Origin of the sequence: Streptomyces sp. NPDC094032 (genome assembly GCF_040303965.1) — a bacterium.
Lineage (GTDB): Bacteria > Actinomycetota > Actinomycetes > Streptomycetales > Streptomycetaceae > Streptomyces.
Window position 1 is genome coordinate 55,789 of sequence record NZ_JBEOUE010000032.1, and the last position, 20,022, is coordinate 75,810.

At 72.3% G+C, this 20,022-nt stretch carries 23 protein-coding genes; 12 read left to right on the forward strand and 11 right to left on the reverse strand.

The genetic code is table 11. The annotated features are described in order from the left end of the window. Window positions 1-180 precede the first annotated feature (180 nt). The 4 genes from ABTZ54_RS31545 to ABTZ54_RS31560 all read left to right on the forward strand — a co-directional run bounded on the left by ABTZ54_RS31545 (window position 181) and on the right by ABTZ54_RS31560 (window position 4,285). Window positions 181-1,524, forward strand: a complete 1,344-nt coding sequence (locus ABTZ54_RS31545; RefSeq protein WP_351669770.1) for a glycosyltransferase family 4 protein — start codon at window positions 181-183, stop codon at window positions 1,522-1,524. Continuing rightward, window positions 1,518-2,279, forward strand: a complete 762-nt coding sequence (locus ABTZ54_RS31550) for a class I SAM-dependent methyltransferase (RefSeq protein WP_351669773.1) — start codon at window positions 1,518-1,520, stop codon at window positions 2,277-2,279. Before ABTZ54_RS31545 ends, ABTZ54_RS31550 begins: the two co-directional genes overlap by 7 nt. Window positions 2,280-2,293: 14 nt before the next feature. Then, window positions 2,294-3,352 (forward strand): prenyltransferase/squalene oxidase repeat-containing protein, encoded by a 1,059-nt coding sequence (locus ABTZ54_RS31555; RefSeq protein ID WP_502997347.1) that lies wholly within the window; start codon window positions 2,294-2,296, stop codon window positions 3,350-3,352. A 135-nt stretch (window positions 3,353-3,487) separates the two neighbouring features. Continuing rightward, on the forward strand, window positions 3,488-4,285 hold the full coding sequence (locus ABTZ54_RS31560; protein WP_351669779.1) for a DUF2690 domain-containing protein: 798 nt from the start codon (window positions 3,488-3,490) through the stop codon (window positions 4,283-4,285). A gap of 4 nt (window positions 4,286-4,289) precedes the next feature. Here ABTZ54_RS31560 and ABTZ54_RS31565 read toward each other — a convergent pair whose 3' ends face one another. The 3 genes from ABTZ54_RS31565 to ABTZ54_RS31575 all read right to left on the reverse strand — a co-directional run bounded on the left by ABTZ54_RS31565 (window position 4,290) and on the right by ABTZ54_RS31575 (window position 6,719). Then, window positions 4,290-5,225, reverse strand: a complete 936-nt coding sequence (locus ABTZ54_RS31565) for a hypothetical protein (RefSeq protein WP_351669782.1) — start codon at window positions 5,223-5,225, stop codon at window positions 4,290-4,292. 106 nt (window positions 5,226-5,331) lie between these two features. After that, the gene (locus ABTZ54_RS31570; protein WP_351669785.1) at window positions 5,332-5,781 is read right to left on the reverse strand and encodes a hypothetical protein; all 450 of its coding nucleotides are present in this window, start codon (window positions 5,779-5,781) and stop codon (window positions 5,332-5,334) included. Between the two features lie 113 nt (window positions 5,782-5,894). After that, window positions 5,895-6,719: a helix-turn-helix domain-containing protein gene (locus ABTZ54_RS31575; RefSeq protein WP_351669788.1), complete on the reverse strand. Its 825-nt coding sequence runs from the start codon at window positions 6,717-6,719 to the stop codon at window positions 5,895-5,897. Between the two features lie 273 nt (window positions 6,720-6,992). Here ABTZ54_RS31575 and ABTZ54_RS31580 point away from each other — a divergent pair, with 273 nt between their 5' ends. Beyond that, on the forward strand, window positions 6,993-7,553 hold the full coding sequence (locus tag ABTZ54_RS31580) for a hypothetical protein (RefSeq protein ID WP_351669791.1): 561 nt from the start codon (window positions 6,993-6,995) through the stop codon (window positions 7,551-7,553). Between the two features lie 25 nt (window positions 7,554-7,578). On the opposite strand, the gene ABTZ54_RS31585 is transcribed toward ABTZ54_RS31580, so the two are convergent. From ABTZ54_RS31585 to ABTZ54_RS31595, 3 genes are all read right to left on the reverse strand, one after another. Then, window positions 7,579-8,589, reverse strand: a complete 1,011-nt coding sequence (locus tag ABTZ54_RS31585; RefSeq protein ID WP_351669794.1) for an LLM class F420-dependent oxidoreductase — start codon at window positions 8,587-8,589, stop codon at window positions 7,579-7,581. A 109-nt stretch (window positions 8,590-8,698) separates the two neighbouring features. After that, the gene (locus tag ABTZ54_RS31590; RefSeq protein WP_351669797.1) at window positions 8,699-9,574 is read right to left on the reverse strand and encodes a hypothetical protein; all 876 of its coding nucleotides are present in this window, start codon (window positions 9,572-9,574) and stop codon (window positions 8,699-8,701) included. Between the two features lie 115 nt (window positions 9,575-9,689). Beyond that, on the reverse strand, window positions 9,690-10,559 hold the full coding sequence (locus ABTZ54_RS31595) for an N-acetylmuramoyl-L-alanine amidase (RefSeq protein ID WP_351669800.1): 870 nt from the start codon (window positions 10,557-10,559) through the stop codon (window positions 9,690-9,692). A gap of 271 nt (window positions 10,560-10,830) precedes the next feature. Between ABTZ54_RS31595 and ABTZ54_RS31600 the strand changes: the two genes are divergently transcribed. Together ABTZ54_RS31600 and ABTZ54_RS31605 are read left to right on the forward strand one after the other, a co-directional pair. Beyond that, on the forward strand, window positions 10,831-12,495 hold the full coding sequence (locus ABTZ54_RS31600; RefSeq protein WP_351669803.1) for a tol-pal system YbgF family protein: 1,665 nt from the start codon (window positions 10,831-10,833) through the stop codon (window positions 12,493-12,495). 175 nt (window positions 12,496-12,670) lie between these two features. Then, a complete protein-coding gene (locus tag ABTZ54_RS31605) occupies window positions 12,671-13,057 on the forward strand; it encodes an RICIN domain-containing protein (RefSeq protein WP_351669806.1) in 387 nt (128 codons plus the stop codon). 9 nt (window positions 13,058-13,066) lie between these two features. Here the strand turns inward: ABTZ54_RS31605 and ABTZ54_RS31610 are convergent, their stop codons facing one another. The 3 genes from ABTZ54_RS31610 to ABTZ54_RS31620 form a co-directional block, all read right to left on the reverse strand. Beyond that, window positions 13,067-13,996, reverse strand: a complete 930-nt coding sequence (locus tag ABTZ54_RS31610; protein ID WP_351669809.1) for a hypothetical protein — start codon at window positions 13,994-13,996, stop codon at window positions 13,067-13,069. 145 nt (window positions 13,997-14,141) lie between these two features. Further along, window positions 14,142-14,792: a class I SAM-dependent methyltransferase gene (locus ABTZ54_RS31615; protein ID WP_351669812.1), complete on the reverse strand. Its 651-nt coding sequence runs from the start codon at window positions 14,790-14,792 to the stop codon at window positions 14,142-14,144. A 49-nt stretch (window positions 14,793-14,841) separates the two neighbouring features. Beyond that, window positions 14,842-15,144, reverse strand: coding sequence for an ATP-binding protein (locus ABTZ54_RS31620; protein ID WP_351669814.1), 303 nt, complete (start codon window positions 15,142-15,144; stop codon window positions 14,842-14,844). A 189-nt stretch (window positions 15,145-15,333) separates the two neighbouring features. On the opposite strand from ABTZ54_RS31620, the gene ABTZ54_RS31625 reads away from it, so the two are divergent. Then, on the forward strand, window positions 15,334-16,182 hold the full coding sequence (locus tag ABTZ54_RS31625) for a helix-turn-helix domain-containing protein (RefSeq protein WP_351669853.1): 849 nt from the start codon (window positions 15,334-15,336) through the stop codon (window positions 16,180-16,182). After that, the gene (locus ABTZ54_RS31630) at window positions 16,142-16,351 is read left to right on the forward strand and encodes a DUF397 domain-containing protein (protein ID WP_351669817.1); all 210 of its coding nucleotides are present in this window, start codon (window positions 16,142-16,144) and stop codon (window positions 16,349-16,351) included. The genes ABTZ54_RS31625 and ABTZ54_RS31630 overlap by 41 nt, the downstream gene beginning before the upstream one ends. A 9-nt stretch (window positions 16,352-16,360) precedes the next feature. On the opposite strand, the gene ABTZ54_RS31635 is transcribed toward ABTZ54_RS31630, so the two are convergent. Further along, complete coding sequence (locus tag ABTZ54_RS31635; RefSeq protein ID WP_351669820.1) at window positions 16,361-17,584, reverse strand: MFS transporter; 1,224 nt, start codon at window positions 17,582-17,584, stop codon at window positions 16,361-16,363. Between the two features lie 67 nt (window positions 17,585-17,651). Next, window positions 17,652-18,245: a malonic semialdehyde reductase gene (locus tag ABTZ54_RS31640; RefSeq protein WP_351669823.1), complete on the reverse strand. Its 594-nt coding sequence runs from the start codon at window positions 18,243-18,245 to the stop codon at window positions 17,652-17,654. 115 nt (window positions 18,246-18,360) lie between these two features. Here ABTZ54_RS31640 and ABTZ54_RS31645 point away from each other — a divergent pair, with 115 nt between their 5' ends. The 3 genes from ABTZ54_RS31645 to ABTZ54_RS31655 all read left to right on the forward strand — a co-directional run. After that, on the forward strand, window positions 18,361-18,867 hold the full coding sequence (locus ABTZ54_RS31645; protein ID WP_351669826.1) for a MarR family winged helix-turn-helix transcriptional regulator: 507 nt from the start codon (window positions 18,361-18,363) through the stop codon (window positions 18,865-18,867). A 75-nt stretch (window positions 18,868-18,942) separates the two neighbouring features. Beyond that, window positions 18,943-19,551: a hypothetical protein gene (locus ABTZ54_RS31650; RefSeq protein WP_351669829.1), complete on the forward strand. Its 609-nt coding sequence runs from the start codon at window positions 18,943-18,945 to the stop codon at window positions 19,549-19,551. Between the two features lie 87 nt (window positions 19,552-19,638). Continuing rightward, window positions 19,639-20,022 (forward strand): isocitrate lyase/phosphoenolpyruvate mutase family protein (locus ABTZ54_RS31655; RefSeq protein ID WP_351669832.1); only part of this gene is annotated, 384 nt, incomplete at its 3' end.

The following is a 20,022-nucleotide window of genomic DNA, read 5'->3' on the forward strand; positions in this document are numbered from 1 at the left end:
CGTGTCGTGAATCACCCGATCCGGCTTCTCACGCCGGAGCTACCAGCCGGTAGATTCTGTGCTCCTTGAAGGATCAAGAAGATCAGGCCAGAAGATCATGAACGATCAAGTCTGTAACTTGTTCTAGATTAGCGCGGGCGGTTACGCTCCCGCGAAATACACGCTCGAAGGGGGTCGCACATGACCGCGGAGGCCATAGAGGCAAGCCCCCGGCAGGGTGTCGGGCGAGGCGGTGACGGTCCGTTGCGGATCGCTCTCCTCACGTACAAGGGGAACCCGTTCTGCGGCGGCCAGGGCGTCTACGTCCGCCACCTCTCCCGCGAGCTCGCCCGGCTCGGCCACAGCGTCGAGGTGCTCGGCTCCCAGCCGTACCCCACGCTCGACGAGGGCGTCCCGCTCACCGAGATCGCCAGCCTCGACCTCTACCGCCAGCCCGACCCGTTCCGTACCCCCAAGCGCGAGGAGTACCGGGACTGGATCGACGGCCTGGAGGTCGCCACCATGTGGACCGGCGGCTTCCCCGAGCCGCTGACCTTCTCGCTGCGCGCCCGCCGCGCCCTCGCCGCCCGGCGCGGCGACTTCGACGTCATCCACGACAACCAGACCCTCGGGTACGGGCTCCTCGGCGGCCCGCGCGCCCTCGGCGCCCCGCTCGTCACCACGATCCACCACCCGATCACCGTCGACCGGCAGCTGGAGCTCGACGCCGCCGCCGACTGGAAGCGCCGCGCCTCGGTCCGCCGCTGGTACGCCTTCACCCGGATGCAGAAGCGGGTCGCCCGCCGCCTGCCCTCCGTCCTCACCGTCTCCGGCACCTCCCGCCAGGAGATCGTCGAGCACCTCGGCGTCCGCGCGGACCGCATCGGCGTGGTGCACATCGGCGCCGACACCGACCTGTGGTCGCCCGACCCGTCCGTCGCCGAGCGCCCGGGCCGGATCGTCACCACCTCCAGCGCCGACGTCCCGCTCAAGGGCCTGGTCCACCTGATCGAGGCGCTCGCCAAGCTGCGCACCGAGCAGCCCGACGCCCACCTCGTCGTCGTCGGCAAGCGCGCCGAGGACGGGCCGGTCGCCCAGGCCATCGAGCGGTACGGGCTCGAAGGCGCCGTCGAGTTCGTGAAGGGCGTCACCGACGCCGAGCTCGTCGACCTCTACCGCTCCGCCCAGGTGGCCTGCGTCCCCTCCCTGTACGAGGGCTTCTCGCTGCCCGCCGCCGAGGCGATGGCCACCGGCACCCCCCTCGTCGCCACCACCGGCGGCGCCATCCCCGAGGTCGCGGGGACCGACGGCGAGACCTGTTTGGCCGTCCCGCCCGGCGACGCGGGCGCGCTGGCCGCCGCCCTCGGCCGGGTCCTCACCGACCCCGCGCTCGGCGCGCGGCTCGGCGCGGCGGGACGCGAGCGGGTCCTTGAGCGCTTCACCTGGGCCCGTGCCGCCCAGGGCACCGCCGAGCTGTACCGTGCGGCGATCGCCGCGCAGGGCGCGCAGGCCCCCCTCCACCGCGAAAGCAGGAACCCGTGCTGACCGTCGACTTCACCCGCTTCCCGCTCGCCCCCGGCGACCGCGTGCTCGACCTGGGCTGCGGCGGCGGGCGGCACGCCTTCGAGTGCTACCGGCGCGGCGCGCAGGTGGTGGCCCTCGACCAGAACGGCGAGGAGATCCGCGAGGTCGCCAAGTGGTTCGCGGCGATGAAGGAGGCGGGCGAGGCCCCGGCCGGCGCCAGCGCCACCGCGATGGAGGGCGACGCGCTCAACCTGCCGTTCCCCGACGAGTCCTTCGACGTCGTGATCATCTCCGAGGTCATGGAGCACATCCCCGACGACAAGGGCGTGCTCGCCGAGATGGTCCGGGTGCTCAAGCCCGGCGGCCGGATAGCCGTCACCGTCCCGCGCTACGGCCCCGAGAAGGTCTGCTGGGCGCTCTCCGACGCGTACCACGAGGTCGAGGGCGGCCACATCCGCATCTACAAGGCCGACGAGCTGCTCGCCCGGATGCGCGAGGCCGGCCTCAAGCCGTACGGCACCCACCACGCGCACGCGCTGCACGCCCCGTACTGGTGGCTGAAGTGCGCCTTCGGCGTGGACAACGACAAGGCGCTGCCGGTGAAGGCGTACCACAAGCTGCTGGTCTGGGACATCATGAAGAAGCCCGCCGTGACCCGGATCGCCGAGCAGCTGCTCAACCCGGTCGTCGGCAAGAGCTTCGTGGCCTACGCGACCAAGCCCCACGTGCCCGTGGGCGCCGCCGAGCCCCAGCTCCCCGCGGACGCCGCCAAGTGACCTCTCCGGAGCGGATGGCGCAGCACCTCGTCCTGCCGGGCGTGCTGACCGCCGAGCAGGCCGCCGAGACGGTGGCCCGCATCCTCGACGTCCAGCGCGAGGACGGCGCCATACCCTGGTTCCGCGGGCACCACCTGGACCCGTGGGACCACACCGAGGCCGCGATGGCCCTGGACACCGCCGGCGAGCACGAGGCCGCGGCCCGCGCCTACGCGTGGCTGGCCCGGCACCAGAACGCCGACGGCTCCTGGTACGCGGCCTACCGCGACGGCGACCCCGACGACGTCACCGACCGCGGCCTGGAGTCCAACTTCGTCGCGTACGTCGCCGTCGGCGTCTGGCACCACTACCTGTCGACCGGCGACGACGCCTTCCTCGACCGCATGTGGCCGGTCGTCTACGCGGCCGTCGAGTTCGTCCTGCGGCTCCAGCTGCCGGGCGGCGAGATCGGCTGGAAGCGCGAGGCCGACGGCACCCCGGTGGACGAGGCCCTGCTGACCGGGAGTTCCTCGATCCACCAGGCGCTGCGCTGCGCCCTGGCCATCGCCGAGGAGCGCGAGGAGCCGCAGCCCGACTGGGAGCTGGCGGCCGGGGCGCTCGGCCACGCCATCCGCAGCCACCCCGAGCGCTTCCTCGACAAATCCCGCTATTCGATGGATTGGTACTACCCGGTCCTCGGCGGCGCGGTGACCGGCGTGCCGGCCAAGGAGCGGATCGACGAGCGCTGGGACGACTTCGTCGTGCCGGGCCTCGGCGTGCGCTGCGTGCTGCCCAACCCCTGGGTCACCGGCGGCGAGAGCTGCGAACTGGCGCTCACGCTGTGGGCGATGGGGGAGTCGGACCGGGCCCTGGAGATCCTCCAGTCCATCCGGCACCTGCGGGCCGCCGACGGCAACTACTGGACGGGTTACGTCTTCGAGGGCGACCGCGCGGTCTGGCCCGAGGAGCAGACCACCTGGACCTCGGGTTCGCTGCTGCTCGCGGTCGCGGCGCTCGGCGGCGACGAGGCGACGGTCGCGGTCTTCGGCGGCGAACGGCTGCCCCGGGGGCTCGCCCCCGACTGCTGCGCCTGACGCCCTGCTTGCTCGTCGATCCATGAGCGATGCATGTAAAACCGGTTGTTCGACCGGCTCTAGTATGTCCACGTCCATGGCTGGCATGGACATGCATATCAGGGAGAATCGGTCAAAATGGACCGTGCGGGGTCGGTGAGGGACCTTGCGGGCGAACTGCTCGCGCTGAAGAAGGCGTCGGGATCCAGCTTCGCCCAGCTCAGCGAGAAGACCCACTACGCCAAGTCGTCGTGGGAACGGTGGGTCAACGGCAAGCAGTTCCCGCCGCGCGACGCGGTCGAGAGCCTCGCGAAGCTGTGCGCGACCGACCCGGCGCCGCTGCTGGCCCTCTGGGACGAGGAGGAGGCCCGCCGCGCGGCGCCCGAGGCGGCGCCCGACGGCACGGACGGGACCGACGAGGAGGCACCGGCCCGCAGCCGCCGCACCCTCTGGCTCTCGCTGGCCCTCGTCCTCCTCCTGGTGGCGGGCGCGGCCGTGTACGCCGCCGTCACGCTCTCCGGCTCCGGCGAGCCGACCGCCAAGCCCAAGCCCCCGGTGAAGGTCGCGGGCCCGGCCACCGGCTGCACCCTCACCGCGTGCGAGGGCAAGGACCCGAAGAAGATGAACTGCGGCGCCGACGCGGTCACCGTCCGCACCGGCTCCATCCCCAAGGACCTCGTCATCGAGCTCCGCTACAGCCGCGCCTGCAAGGCCGCCTGGGGCCGCATCTCCTTCGCCGAGGTCGGCGCCACCGTCGTCGTCAACAACTCCGACGGTGCCGCGCAGGCCGATGTCGTCCACTACGACCGGGACGTCTACACCCCGCTGATCGCGGCCCCGGACGACGGCTCGGTCTTCGTCTGCGCCGCCCTGCCGAAGAAGAACGGCAAGGACAACGCCCCCACCTGCACCGGTCGCTTCATCCCGAGCGCGGAGAAGGCCCAGCAGCCGTAGCGCCTCACGCCCTGCCCGCGAGCACCTCGCGGGAGGCCTTGTCCTGCCGGGCCAGCAGCGCCGTCCAGTCCTTCGCCACGGCCGGGTTGGCGTCCAGCCAGCGCTGCTGGACGGCGGCGAGCCGGGTGTACGCGGTGGTCAGATAGCCGGTCTCGCTCTTGCAGCGCAGATCGGCCTTGAGGACGTCCCGCCCGCCCAGCCGCGCCTTCTGACTGGGCAGCGACTTCAGGAGCGCCTGCGGATCGCGCTGCCCCGGGAATCCGGCCCGCTCCATGCACTGCTCCCAGCGGCCGGTCGCGTTCCGGAACTCCGGGTCCTTCTCGACCTCGGCCCGCGCCTGCTCCTGGCCCTCGAAGAGCATGATCCGCACCTGGAGCCAGCGCGCCCGCCCGTCCCCGAGCATCCGCGTCTCCGCCTCCGCGAGGCACCCCTCGCCGGGCCGGGACACACTCATGCCCTTCGTCCCCTTCACCGTCACGCGCTTGCCCTCGTCGCCGAAGAGCGCTTTCGCGTACGCCGGGGAGGCCTCCGGGCTGCCGGGCTTCGGGGGCGTCTCGCCGGCCTGGTCGGCGGCGGGCGGCGTCGCGGAGGGCGCGGTTTCCAGGCCGAAGGGCCGCGGGCGCTCGTCCGCGCCGGAGCCCGCCGGGGGAGTGGCCTTGGGGGCGTAGCGGAAGCCCGCGCGGGCCATGCAGCGGATGGCGTACGTCCGCTGGGCCTCGGCGCTGCGGGCCTGGGCGTCGTCCCAGGTGAACACCCGGTCGGTGACCTGCGGGAGCCGGTGCAGCCGCTCCAGGCCGGCCGTCGTCGCGAGGGGCCGGTCGTCCCGCGCGGGCGAGCTGTCGGAGAAGGCCAGCACGGTTCCGGCGCCGACGGCCGCTCCGGCCGCGACGATCGCGGTGAGCGTGAGCAGGGCGCGGCGGGGACGGCGGGTCCCTGACATGGTGACGGCTGCCTTTCGTCGGCGAGGGGGGAGGAACGGGGCCCGGTGCACCCCTGTAGCACCGGGCCCCGTTCACTCCCGGGACATACGGATCAGGAGTGCGGGATCAGAAGCACTTGATCGTCGTCGAGGGGCGCAGCTGGAGGGAGCTGGCCTGGTCGCGCTGCCAGTCGGCGAGGCCGCCCATGAAGACCTCGCTGCCCGGGTTCACGCAGAACAGCAGGCCGCCGCCGTAGTTGATGTCGCGGTAGTAGTGGCTCTCGTAGCCGCCCGTGCTGGAGTTGCTGGCCGACGACACGTTGTCGTTGACGACCTGGCCGGTGCCGGGGGCCGGGCTGTTGTCGTTGAAGTAGTCGTTGGTGAAGTTGGTGTCGCTGTTGTAGAAGTCGTGCGAGCCGCTGTCGCCCAGGTTGCCCCAGTAGACGCAGTGGTAGCCGGCGCCGCACATGTAGCCGGCCGAGGCCTGGGTCGCGGCGGCGACGCCACCGCCGACGAGGAGAGCGGTGGTCGCGGCGACGGCCGCGGCCTTCCTGCGGAGCCCCGTGGTCATGCGCATGAAAATCGTCCTTCTCTGTCGTCGTTGCGTACGCAACCGCACGCGGGCGCCACACTCGCACCCCGCGCCCGGCCCCGTATTGGAAAAAACCGCCGGGCCGGAACGCCGCCGCCTCAGCCCGCTATCCAGGTGTTCGCCGTCCCCCGGTCCGCCAGGAAGCGGCCCGGCGGCATCCCGGTCAGGGCCGTGAAGTCGCGGCTCAGGTGCGCCTGGTCGTAGTAGCCGCACCGGGCGGCCGTGTCGGCGGGCCGGTCGCCCTCGGTGAGCAGCCGGATCGCGCGGTTCAGGCGCAGGATCCGGGCCAGCCGCTTCGGGCCGAGCCCGATCTCCTCACGGAACCGGGTCTCCAGGTGCCGCTGGCTCCAGCCCGCCTCCGCCGCCACCTCGCGGATCCGGACCGCCCCCGCGGACCGCTCCAGGAGCCGCCAGGCCTCCAGGACCGCCGGCGAGGGCCCCGCGTCGCCCCGCGCCGCCGCCTCCGCCGACCAGCGCAGCAGCGTCTCGTCGAGCAGGGCGAAGCGCTCGGGCCAGCCGGGGGCGTCCGCCAGGGCCTCGGCCAGGAAGCGGGCCCGGGCGCCTACGACGTCCGCCGGGTCGGCCAGCGTGTCGGTGAGCTCCGCGAGCCGCGTGCCGCCGAAGAAGCGGCGCGCCGCCCACGGGGCCAGGGCCAGCTCCACACCCTGCACGTCCCCGCCGTGCCCCAGCACCCGCGCCCGGGTGTGCAGCCCCGACACCAGGGACGTGTGCCGTCCCGCGCCCCGGACCCGCAGCTCGCCGCCGAAGCCGATCAGCAGCGACACCCGCCCGCTCGGCACGACGAGGCGCTCCTGCTCGACGCCCGCCGCCGCCCGGAAGCCCCGGTACGTGCCGATCCCCCTGCCCAGCCGGGCGTCCGGCGCCCGGTAGAACCACTGACACCGACCGCCCCCGGTACACACGCGGCGCCTCACCATCGAACTTCCGAACCTCCCCTGCCCGGAACGGTCCCGGGCCGGTGATCCACTGTCCGATCGCCCGGCGGGCCGGGCCAGAGGCGACGGCGTCCCAGGGACACGGTGGGACGTCCCACGGCTCTGACCTGCGGAGATATCCGGAGGAAGGGACGACGGAACCCGTACGGAGCCACCCCGGTGGCGCCCCAGGGAGCCCCGGGCGAGGCTGGCCCTGACTGCCGGACCGGGCCCGGCGCCACACCCCCACGGAGGTCCCACGTGCCCAGCCTCGTCCGCGCGCGGCGCGCCGTCGTCGCCCTGTTCCTGTCCGGCGCGCTGCTCACCACGACCGCGGCCTGCGGCGGCGACGGCTCGCAGTCCATGACCACGAGCGCCGACTCCACTCCGACCAGCTCGGCCTCCTTCGAGCAGCAGAAGCTGGCCAAGACCCGGTTCGTGGCGAACGCGGGTCTGGCGGCGGGGGCCACGTACCAGTGGATCGTGAAGCCCTACCGCGACGGCAAGTTCAAGAAGGGCGCGGACGGGCGCACGTTCGCTCTCGTGAAGGCCGGTCTGGCGGGCGCCTTCGCCTACAACCGGCTCAAGGCGGCGGTGGACAACGCCAAGGGCGACCCGCTGCTCTCCAAGGCGGTGGCGCCGCTCAGCGCGGGCATCGAGTCGCTGAAGGAGCTGGGCACGAAGCTGCGCAAGGGCCAGGCGACCGACGCGGACATCGGCTCCATCGACAGCATCATCAACAAGGTGAAGGAGGCGGGGAAGAGCGCGGGCGCCGAGGTCGTCGACAAGGTCCCGAGCACGTCCCAGCTGACCGGCGGCTGACCGGCGGCTGACCGGCGGATGTGCCCTAGGCGTTGAGCTCCGCGAGGGTACGCAGCGTGAGCGGGTCCGGTGCCGTGACCAGCAGGTCGGTGACCGGGCCCTTGCGCCAGGCGGCGAGGCGTTCGGCGATCCGCTCGCGGGGGCCGACCAGGGAGATCTCGTCGGCGAAGGCGTCCGGTACGGCGAGCACGGCCTCGTGGCGGCGTCCGGCCGCGAAGAGTTCCTGGATGTGCCGCGCCTCCGCCTCGTACCCCATGCGTCCCATCAGGTCGGCGTGGAAGTTGCGGGCCGCGTGCCCCATGCCGCCGATGTAGAAGCCGAGCATGGCCTTGACGGGCAGCAGCCCCTCGGCGACGTCGTCGCAGACCTGGGCGCGGACCATGGGGGCGACCAGGAAGCCGTCCCGGAGGCGCTCGGGCAGGGCGTAGACCTCGGCCCAGCGGCCGGGCGACCAGTAGAGCGGCAGCCAGCCGTCGGCGATCTCGACGGTCTGCGCGATGTTCTTGGGGCCCTCGGCGCCGAGCAGGACGGGCAGCTCCGCCCGGAGCGGGTGGGTGATCGGCTTCAGCGGCTTGCCGAGCCCGGTGCCGTCGGCGCCCGCGTACGGGTGGGAGTGGTAGCGCCCGTCGAGCCGTACGGGCCCCTCGCGCCGCAGCACCTGCCGGATCACGTCCACGTACTCGCGGGTCGCGGTGAGCGGCGAGCGCGGGAAGGGGCGCCCGTACCAGCCCTCGACGACCTGCGGCCCGGACAGCCCGAGCCCGAGCATCATGCGGCCGCCGGAGAGGTGGTCGAGGGTGAGCGCGTGCATGGCGGTGGCGGTGGGGGTGCGGGCGGCCATCTGCGCGACGGCGGTGCCGAGCCGGATGCGGCGGGTGTGGGCGGCGATCCAGGTGAGCGCGGTGAAGGCGTCGGAGCCCCAGGCCTCGGCGGTCCACACCGAGTGGTAGCCCAGCCGCTCGGCCTCGCGGGCGAGTTCGAGGTGGGCGGCGGAGGGGCCGCGGCCCCAGTAGCCGAGGGCGAGTCCAAGGCGCATGACGGCCAGCCTTCCTGACGCATCGTCAGATTTGTCGGTCGGCTGGACTGTACGACAACGGCCCCCCGCCCGGAAGGGCGAGGGGCCGTCGGGGCCTTGCGGGCGCGGGCTAGCCGCGCTGGATGCCGGTGGTGTCCTGGAGGACGCCGCGGCGGCCGTCCTGCGTCTGCGCGACCAGGGCCTGGCCGCGCTGCTCCACCGCGAGGTACCAGGTGCCCGGCGCCAGCTCGGCGATGGGCGCCTGGGAGCCGTCCTCCGCGTACAGCGGGCGGGCCACCGGGACGGCGAACCAGAAGGCCGCGAAGTCCGCGGCGGGCGCCGGCGCCGGGGTCTGCTGCGCCGGGGGCTGCGCGGCCTGCGGCTGCGGGGCCTGGTGCTGCTGGGGCTGCGGCTGACCGCCGAGCGGCTGGCCGCCGAAGGGCTGGCCGCCCTGCGACGGGTCGGGCTGGCCGCCGTACGGCTGCGGCTGCTGCTGGGCGCCGGGGTAGCCGTAGCCGCCGGGGACGCCCTGCTGGCCGGGCTGCACCCCGTACGGCTGCGGGGTCTGCGGCTTCGGGGCGCCGAGGAGCGGGCCGCCGAGGGCCGGGACCAGCGGGGCGGCGACGGCCGCGCCGGCCACCACGAGCGCGGCGATCAGGCCGAGGATGAGGCCCGCGCCGGCGTTGTCCGACTCGAAGACCCACATGAGCAGGGTCCACGCGGAGGCGATGCCGAAGGCGGCGCCGACCTGGCCGAGCTCAAGACCGGCCACCTTGCGCGGCTGCGGCAGCGCGCGCGACAGGACCACCAGCGCGGCACCGGCGATGCCGAGGAAGAAGGAGCCCCAGCCGAGGGGCGAGATCTCCCACGAGTTCGGGAGGTCGACCTTGGCGCAGATCGCGGCGCTGGCGTCGCATCCGGAGATGCTGAGGAACGAGGCGATGAACAGCACCACCGCTGCACCGATCAGCACGCCATCGCCTCGGGTGAGGGAGCGGATATTCACGTATGAGTCCTTCGTAGGGTCGTCTCGTCGGGGTGGCGCGGATCACGGGGGCGGCCCCCTCGTACGGAGCATCGTACGGAGCGAATCTATCGTCCGTCGTGTCGGACGGCGGGCCCTACCCCTTGAGGTAGGCCCCGATGCCGTCGGCGATCCCCTGCGCGGCCTTCTGCCGCCACGCGGCCCCGGTCAGCAGCGCGGCGTCCTTCGGGTCACGCATGTTGCCGCATTCGATGAAGACCTTGGGGACGGTCGAGAGATTGAGCCCCCCGAGATCCTTCCGCACGTCCAACCCCGTACCGGAACCGATGTAGTTGGCGGGCCGGGTCCCGGTCGCCCGCCCGAACTCCGTGACCAGCTTCTCGCCCAGGGCGCGCGAGGGCCCGACGATCTTCGTGGTGTCGGCGCCGCCCTCCCGCACCAGCGCGGGCAGGATCACATGGAACCCCCGGTTCCCGACGGCCGAGCCGTCCGCGTGGACGGAGACGACCGCGTCCGCCCCGGCGGCGTTGCCGATCCGGGCCCGCTCGTCGATGCAGGGGCCGTACGGGCGCTCGGCGTCGTGGACGAGGACGACCTTGGCGCCCTTCGCCTTGAGGAGATCGCGGAGACGGTGTGAAACATCGAGGGTGAACGCGGCCTCGGTGTATCCCGCGTTCGTGGAGGTGCCCGTGGTGTCGCACTCCTTGCGGTTCGTCCCGATATTCACCTTCTTGTTGATTTCCGTGGTGTGGCGGAAATTGCCGGGATTGTGTCCGGGGTCGATCACGATCGTCCGCCCGGCGAGCGGCAGCTTCCGGCCGGGACCGGCCGGGATCGCCCCGGACGCGGGGCCGGTGGCCTGCGCGGTCGCCTGGGCGGTCGTCTTCTCGTCGACGGTACGGGGGCCCTGCGTCGCCGACTCGGCGGCGCCCCCGCAGCCCGCGAGGGCGGCGCAGGCGGTCAGGGCCAGGGGGAGGGCGAGGAGTTTCCGATGGTCGTACGGCACTCCGCGACTGTAGGCGCTCCGGCGCGGGTTTGCCCGTATCGCTGGACGTGTGTGGGGGGAGGGTGAAGGGTATGTGGGGGGCACTGCACCGGCGACCACAGAGGGGGAACCTGTGGCGGGGGAAGATCACGACCACACCAGCGCGGGCGGCCAGAGCGGCGCGGACGACGGCAGGGGCGGCCGACAGCCGTCACCCTGGGAGTGGACGGGACCGGGGGCCCAGCAGCCCTTAGGCCCGCCGCCCCCGCAGCCCGCGCCGCAGGACCCGCGCGTGCAGCCCGGACCGTACGGGGGGTCCGGAGCGTACGACCAGCCGGGACCGTACGGGGGGTCCGGACCGTACGACCAGCCCGGACCCTACGGGCAGCCGCCCGCGCCGCCCGGCCTGCCGCCGGTGATGACCGCGGCGCCGCCACCGCCGCCGCCCGGCCCGCCGCCGGGCCCGCCGAACCCGGCGCAGGCCGTCGCCGTCGCCCTGCTCAACCTCTCCTGCCTGGGCCTGGGATACGTCCTGCTCAAGCACTGGAGGCTCGCGGCCCTCTGCTGGGCCGCCACCGTGGCGCTGCTCGTCGTCGCCCTGCCCGCCGACCCGGACGGCATCCCGCTCGCCGTCCTCGTCGCGTACGGCCTCTTCCTCCTGACCGTCGCCGCCGACGGCGCCCGCCGCGGACTGCGCGCGACCCCCGCCGCCCTGGAGGCCCCCGGCCGCCGCGGGCTCGTCCTGCCCGTCGCGCTCGTCCTCCTGGTCGCCGTCCCCGGAGGCGGCGGCTTCGCCTACGCGGCGGCCCGCGACGAGGCGGTCGAGCAGAAACTCATGGACACGCTGACCGCCGCCGACGGGCTGGTGAAGCGGGCCGAGGGCCAGTCCTTCAGCAGCGTCGAGGTGACCTACAACTCGGTCCTCGCGACCTACCAGCAGATCGGCACCGAGCACGCCGGCTCGCGCGCCGGGAAGCTGGTCCCGGACCGGCTCGCCGCCTACTACACCTCGGTCTCCCTGCCGTACACGAAGAAGGACTACTGCGCGGCCGTCCCGGGCCTCAAGCACCTGCGCGCGCTGCCCGACAAGGTCGACCGGGGGCTCCTCGGCGGGCTTGTCGGCAAGGCCGACGAGCCGCTGGCCGAGTCATGGTTCCAGTGCGGCACCACCGTGATCGGGTCGGCGGGCCAGGAGAAGACCTCGGGCGACTACCTCAACGACCTGACCAAGACGTTCCCGCAGTCCCCCTTCACGCAGAAGGTCGAACCCACCCTCCGCGAGGGCCTGCGCACCCGCGAGAAGGCCCTGGGCATCGCCCCCTGCGACGGCATCACGGAGATCCGCCGCTTCCAGACCACGGTCGGCATGCTGCCCACCGAGACCTACGCGAGCCTCGGCGCGGACACCCAGCGGGTCATCCAGCGCGGCGACTTCGGCTGCGGGCTCGACCGCTTCAAGAAGAAGGAGTTCACCGAGGCGGCCACGGCGATGACCGACTACGCCAAGACCTACCCGGACAGCCCGCAGACCGCCCAGGCGCGCAACATCGCCATCGCCGCCGAGATCGCCGAGGAGACCCCGGCGGCCGGCAACCGGGTGCCCTCCGGCGCCACGGTCGACGGCTCCGGCCAGGTCCTGGTCATCAGCAACGACGGCCCCGGCGAGGTCGAACTCCTCTATACGGGCCCGGTCACCGGCCGCCTCACCATCCCGTCCTGCGCCTCCTGCAAGACCTACCCGACCCTCCTGCTCCCGGTGGGCGGGAAGATCAAGCCGTGCTCCGGCCCCTCCTCCAAGTACCCGAAGCGGACCCTCACGCTGCCCCCGGGCAACTACCAGATGCTCCAGAAGCGCGAGGGCACGGGCCGCTCGGCGGGCATGAAGAAGCCGAGCAACGCGAAGATCGAGTCGGGCTACAGCTACACCAACTGCCTGTACGTCACCTCGGGGTTCTGACCCCGCGAGCAGGCGGACGAGCGATTTCCCGGGCCGGGCCCCCGTTTGCGGGGCCCGGCCCTCGCGCGGATAGTGAGGAGCAGGGGTGAGAGGAGTGCTCCTATGCGTATGCGCAAGGACACGAGATCCCGTCGTCTGGTGATGACTTCAACGATTCTCATGGCGGGGGGGCGTCATGCTCCTCCCCGTCCCCGCGGTCGCCCACCCGGCGGCGGACACCTCCACGACGGCGTCCTCGGCCGTGACCCCGGGGCGGATCTCCGGAGGCTCCTTCCAGATCCGCAACCTGGGCACCTCGGAATGCATGACCCTGGCAGGCGGCGTGTCGACCGACAACAACGTCGAGCTCGTCCAGTTCGACTGCGACAACGACCCCTCGCGCCGCTGGCAGGTGGTCAACTGGAACGGCAACTCCTACCAGCTCGTCAACGTCGAGACGGGCCTGTGCGCGACCGTCGCGGGTGGCAGCGGCGGCGACAACAAGCCGCTCGTGCAGTTCACCTGTGACTCGGACAACTCGCGGCGCTGGGTGCTGCGGCTGGCCGGGTCGGTGGGTGGATAGCGGCGATATCTACGCCTGCTCGATCTGCTCCCCCTGCCTCCCCTGCTCTCCCGCCTCTCCCCGCTCCTTCCGTCCCGCTTCCGCGTCGCGGCGCGGCCCGGGGAGCACCAGCCTCGGCCGGCGCCGCTCGGGGCCCCTGCGGTGCGAGGCGGCCACGGCGAACAGGGAAGCGGCATACCAGATCATGACCCCGGCACCCCACCCGCCGAAGGCGTCCCAGGCGAGGGCCACGCTGGGCACCAGCAGGCACAGGTAGGCGAAGCGCAGACGCCACTTGTGGAAGGGGAGCGACGGGACGTCCAGACGGATGCTGTATTCGCTGATGATGATCCAGTCGTCGATGAAGAACGCGAACACATAGGCCAGCGTCGTCATCCAGAGACCGTCGAGACCGTGCCCCCGCAGCAGCCACATGATGGTGAGGGAGGCGAGGAAGACACCGCCCTGGGCGTTGGTGACGAGGAGCTGCCGCAGCTTGTTCCAGAGCTCCATCGTGGTGCCCTCGTGCCCGTAGAGCATGCGCACCAGCGTGATGTGCCGCATCAGCACCGTCACGGCCACCGCCACGGTGGTGAGCTGGAGAACCAGCGAGCCGTTCGACAGCTGCTCCGCGAGGGCGTCAAGGGTGGCCCGACGGTCGGTGAGGACCCTGGGCAGCCACTGCCCGACGGTGCCGGCCGGACCGCTGAGCGCCAGCACACAGCACATGACCGCCAGAGCCAGGTTCGTGGCGCTCTGGCCGAAGCTGGCCCTGAGCGCCTGCGACTGCTCCGAGAAGCGCTGACGGAGCCTGTTCGGCCGCTCGAAGGGGAGCTGGCCGGACTGCTCCCGCTCCTCCGCCCGAGCCCCGCCGATCGCCGACACGGTGCACGCGAGGAGATACGTGATGCCACCCGCCCACAACGCCGTGTGGACGACCGGGTCGTGGAACAACCGCACCTGGGACCTCCTGCGAGCGAGGCGCCCCCGAAGGGGCCGGGCCGACCGAGGGGCGCCATCATCGCAGCGGGGGAGACCCGGCGAAGGCGTTTTCCGCGCATTCGTCCGTACGGTCCGGGGGGCCGGGTTTCCGGCCCGCGCCGCGTCAGCCCCGCTGGCGCAGCACCCGCAGCGAGTCGGTGACCGAGATCTCCTCGAAGTCGCCCGACTCGATCGCCCGCAGATAGATCCGGTACGGGGCCTGGCCGCCGTCCTCCGGGTCCGGGAACACGTCGTGGATGACCAGGGTGCCGCCGGGCGCCACCTTCGGGGCCCAGCCCTCGTAGTCCGCCGTCGCGTGCTCGTCGGTGTGCCCGCCGTCCACGAACACGAAGCCGAGCTGCCCGCCCCACACCTTCGCGACCTCGGGCGAGCGCCCCACGACCGCGATCACGTGCTCCTCAAGACCCGCCTTGTGGAGCGTACGGCGGAAGGTCGGCAGCGTGTCCATCGCGCCGACCTCCGGGTCGACCACCGTCGGGTCGTGGTACTCCCAGCCCGGCTGCTGCTCCTCGCTGCCCCGGTGGTGGTCCACCGTCACCGCGACCGTCCCCGCCGCCCGCGCCACGTCGGCGAGCAGGATCGTCGACCGCCCGCAGTACGTGCCGACCTCAAGCAGCGGCAGCCCGAGCCCCGCCGCCTCCGCCGCCGCCGCGTACAGCGCGAGCCCCTCCTTGACCGGCATGAAGCCCTTCGCCGCCTCGAAGGCGGCGAGGATCTCGGGGGTGGGCTCGGCGGCGACGGTGGCGGCGGCCATGACGGGTCCTCCTACTGGCGGGTACGCGTATACGGGCGCCCATGGTGCCCTACCCGTCGCATTCGAACCACACCGTCTTCCCGTCGGCCCCCTCCATGACCCCCCACCGGTCCGTCACGGCCTCCACCAGCGCCAGCCCCCGCCCGCTCTCGTCCAGCGGCTCCGCCACCTTCGCCACGAGTGCCCCCGGCACCCCGTCGGCCACTTCCACCCGCAGCCCGTGCGGCTCCCTCAGCAGCAACACCGTGCACCGGCGTCCCGGCACGTGCCGTACGACGTTCGCGACGAGCTCCGTGAGCGCGAGCTGGCCGGAATCGGACACCTGGTCGAGTCCCCAACGCGTGAGGAACATGCGGAGGATGTGGCGCATGTGACCGGCGGAGTGCTCACCCACGGTGAAGCCCATGCGGTAGCTGGCTTCAAGTTCCGCAGGATAGAGGTCTGTTCCTTCATTCATGCCTCCAGAGTGGAGCGCCATCGCTACGCTCGGCTACGGATTGGACTCAACGCTCGATTGCGTTTCCTTGGGGGTGACCTCGCCGTGGCCAATGTCCGCATGCTCGATCCCAGTGCCTCGCCGCTGGACTACTACGGGGCGGAATTACGCCGGTTGAGGGAGGAGGCGCAGCTCAGTCAGGATCAGCTGGGTGACATCCTCTTCTGTACCGGCTCGCTGATCGGTCAGATCGAGACCACGAAGAAGGTCCCGAGCCGAGCGTTCTCGGAACGGCTGGACGCGGCGCTGATGACGGGCGGGTTGTTCTCGCGCCTGATCGGCCTGGTCCTGAAGAGCCAGTTGCCGGCTTGGTTCCAGCCGTACGCGGAGATGGAAGCGAAGGCGACGTACATCTCGACGTACCAGCCTCAACTGGTCTACGGGTTGCTGCAGACCCCGGCCTACGCCCGCGCGATCCTCGGTGTGCGTACCGAGGGGGACCTCGACACCAAGCTGGCTGCTCGAATGGAGCGCCAGCGCATCCTGGACCGTGACACGCCCCCGTTGATCTGGGTGGTGATGGGCGAAGCCGTGCTGTATCAGGAGATCGGCGGGCGCGAGGTGATGCGGGATCAACTCGCCCACCTGTTGAGGACGCAGGAGAAGGAGTGGGTGAAGATCCAGATCCTGCCGTTCCAGTCGGGAGCACATGCGGGCCTGCTTGGCTCCTTCACCCTCCTGCGTTTCGAGGACGACCCTGACATCGTCTATACCGAGGACTTCGTCCAGGGGCATATGACGGCGAATCCATCCGCCATCCGTGAAGGCTCACTCCGTTACGATCACTTGCAGGCTGCGGCCCTCTCAGTGGAGGACTCGGCACGACTGATCGCCAGGGTGATGGAGGAACGCTATGGGGACCAAGCTGGACCTGACGGGAGCGCGCTGGCGTAAGTCCTCGTTCAGTGGTGACACCGGCGGCGAGTGCATCGAGGTCGCCGACCTCACCGCTCACGTTGCCGTGCGCGACTCCAAGAACCCCACCGGCCCCGTCTTCCGCGCCGCCCCGGCGGCGTTCGCCGTGTTCGTGGCGGCGGCCGCCGAGGGGCGTATCGGCCAGTGACGGCACCGCTCACGCGCCGAGGGTGATCAGCGCGGCGATCGCGGGGCCGAACGCGCCGCCGAGCTGGTAGCAGAGGTTGAAGAGACCGATCGCGGTCGGGCGTTGGTCGGCCGGGAGGCCCTGCGTGGCGTAGACCGCGAGGGTCGCCTGGCCGGCGCTGGTGGTGAAGACGGCGAGGGTCGCGACCAGGAGCAGGAGCGGGGCCCACGGCGTGAGCAGCGCGGTGAGCGGGGCGAGCACGCCGACCGTCAGCAGGAGCGTCAGGACGCGGGGGCGGCCCAGTCGGGCGGAGGCGGCGGCGAGCGCCATGGAGAGCGCCGATCCGACGAGGAGGGCGACGAGCTGACCGGTGCCGATGGTGGCGGTGGTCCAGCCGGTGCGGTCGCGCAGGAGCTGCGGGACGGTGAAGAGCAGCGTGAAGTACGAGGTGGCGAAGGCGCAGGCGAGCGCGGCCGAGAGGACGAACGCGCGGGTGCGCAGGAGTGCCGCAGGGACGAAGCCGGTGGGGCGGGCGCGGACGTGCAGGGCGAGCAGCGCGCCCGTGAGGAGCGAGGCGGCGACGGCGGGCAGCGGGTAGCGGGGGATCAGGACGAGCGCGGTCGCCGTGAGGGCGAGCAGGGTCGCGCCGCGCCCGTCGAAGGGGACGCTCGGGGAGGGCGCGGAGAGCTCGGCGCGGCGGGTGACGGCGGGGAGGGCGAGCAGCGCGACCAGGCCGACGGCGAGGGAGGCTCGCCAGGAGACGGCGTCCGCGATGAGGGAACCGAGCAGGGGCCCGACCGCTCCCAGCATGCCGAAACCGGCGGTGATGAGCCCCATCCGGCGGACCGAGCCGGCCAGGCTCATGGCGACGGTGACGAGTCCGGCGCCGCCCACGGCTTGGGCCGCCCGGCCCGCCATGGCGAGCGGCAGCCAGGGCGCGAGGGCGACGACGGCGGTGCCCGCGACGATGAGGGCGGCGCCGAGGCGGAGGGTGGTGCCAAGTCCCCGGCGGCGCAGGAGGCTCGCCATGAGGGGGGTGCCGACGGCGATGGCCCAGGCGAAGACGGTGACGAGCCAGGTGGCCGTGGCGGTGGGGACGCCGAGGGAGCCGGCCATGTCGGGGAGGATCAGGACCGGGCTGTTGGCGCTCGCGGCAAGCGGGGCGGCGAGCAGGGCCAGCCAGGCGGCGGGGACGGGGCGGACGCTCCGTGGGGCGGGTCGGGGGCGGGTGCGGGGCCGGGCGTGCAGGGACATGACGGGCTCCAGGAGGTGAGGCGGTCGGTCCAGGCGGAGGGGGCGGGGACGGTCGGCGGCCCGGGGATCAGACGGCGGTGACGACCTCGTCGTAGGAGAGCCGGGGGGAGCGCGGGAACCAGGCGTCGTCGCCGGGGTGCCCGATGTTCACGACCATGAGCGGCGTGTGGTCGGCGTCGAGGAACTCCTTCTGGGCGCCGGGGAAGTCGAACCCGGTCATGGGCCCGGCGGCGAGACCGGCGGCACGTACGCCGAGGATGAAGTACGCGGCCTGGAGCGTGGCGTTGAGCGCGGCGGACTCCTCGCGGACCGGGCGGTCGGCGAAGAAGAGGTCCTTGGCCTGCGGGAAGTGCGGGAGGAGCGCGGGGAGTTCCTCGTGGAACTCGTTGTCGGCGGCGAGGATCGCGATCAGCGGCGCGGAGGCGGTCTTCGTCCGGTTTCCCTCGGCCATGAGCGGCAGGAACCGCTCGCGGGCCTCGTCCGAGCGGACCAGGACGATCCGCAGCGGCGACTGGTTGAAGGCGGTGGGGGCGTACTTCACGAGCTCGTAGATCGCCTGGACCTGCTCGTCGGTCACGGGCTCGGCGGTGAAGGTGTTGGCGGTGCGGGCCTCGCGGAAGAGGAGGTCCTGGGCGGCGGGGTGGAGGGCGAGCGCGGGCATGGAGTGCTCCTGTCGTTCAACCTTGATAATCTCAACGTTGAGATAAAAGCACCCAGGTTCTCTCAGCGTCAAGTATCTCAACGTTGAGAGAGTGAACATTGAGAGGAGCGGGCGGATGAGCGATGCCGTGGACGCGATCGTCGGCCAGTGGGTCAAGGAGCGCCCGGACGTGGCGGACGACCTGTGGCCGGTGCAGTTGTTCGGGCGGATCCAGCGGCTGGCCCGGGTGATCGACAAGGCGGCCAAGGCGAGCGCGGCGGAACACGGGGTGGAGCACGGCGAGTTCGACGTCCTGACGACCCTCCAGCGCTCGGGCCCGCCCTACGCCCTCACCGCGGGCGCCTTCCTCAAGGCGTCCATGGTGACCTCCGGCGCCATCACCAACCGGATCGACAAGATGGAGGCCAAGGGCCTGGTCGAGCGGGTCCGCGACGGCGACGACCGGCGCACCATCAAGATCCGCCTCACCGACCACGGCCACGAAGTCACCCGCGCCGCCTTCGCCGACCACCTGGCCACCTACGCCCGGCTCCTCGCCGAAGTGGACCGCACCCTGGTCGCCGACACCGCCGAAGGCCTCCGCCAGATCCTGGAGACCCTCGGCGACACCACCATCGACTGACCCCCGAGCGGCGCGCGCGCTCGTCGTCCACGAACGTGGATGCCGGTCGACGCGCCCGTATGGCAAGGTGCCGGCATGTCCAACGGTGTCTCCTACCCCGTCTTCCGCACGTCCGACCCGGCGGCGGCCCTCGCCACGGCGCGTCACCTGCTCGCGCTGGGCGAGCGGGAGTACGCCCAGGTGTCGGTGGAGGTGGAGCTCCGCACGGTCGCGGAGGTGAGGGAACTGCGTCAGGCGCTCCCGGACTCCTGGTTCCGCACCGAGAACGAGGAGTTCTGGGCGGGAGCGCCCGATGCGCGGACGCTCGTCCGCTGCGACTGGCACGCCGCCGAGCTCCCCGAGGACATGGACGGCCTCGCTCCCTTGCTCCCGCTCTGGGCGTCGATGGTGGACCAGCCCGTCGGTGGCGTCGAGGACGCCTTCGCCGCGTTGGTGGGCACGAGATACGGCGTGATCCGCTGGGACCGGATGATCTGGCCGGCGGTGCCGGAGTACGGGTACGACGGCCGCGTCGAGCACGACGGGGTCACCCTGGTCTTCAACGGCGACGACGCCGGAGCCGACCGGCGGATCGGGACCCACACGGTATGCGTCGACGTCCAAAGCACCCGGGACTCGCAGACGTACGCCGCCTGCCTGGCCGAGCGAATCGGCCAGGCACTCATCGGCCCGCCGCACCGGTAGGGCGCGTCGCCCCGCTCTGCTCCACGGGCTCGCGCCGGGCGGCGAAGCGATCCTCGAAGTGATCGTTCGGCCGGCTCTCGTGGTGCAATGCTGCGCATGGCGACACTTCTTGATAAGGCGCAGCTGTTCCGTTCCTTGCATGTACCAGGCAAGCCGCTGGTCCTGCCGAATGCCTGGGACGGGGCTTCCGCCCGTGTGGTGGCGGATGCGGGCGCTGCCGCGATCGCGACCACCAGTGCCGGGGTCGCTTGGTCACTCGGCCACGGCGACGGCGATCACATGACCCGCGATCAGGCGCTTGGTGCGATCACCCGGATCGCGGCCACTGTGGACGTACCGGTCACTGCCGACATCGAACGTGGCTACGCGACCGACCCCGACGGCGTGGCCGAGACCGTCCGAGGCGTCCTCGCGGCCGGAGCCGTGGGGATCAACCTGGAGGACACCCTGCGCTCCGTCGCCGAGCAGGCC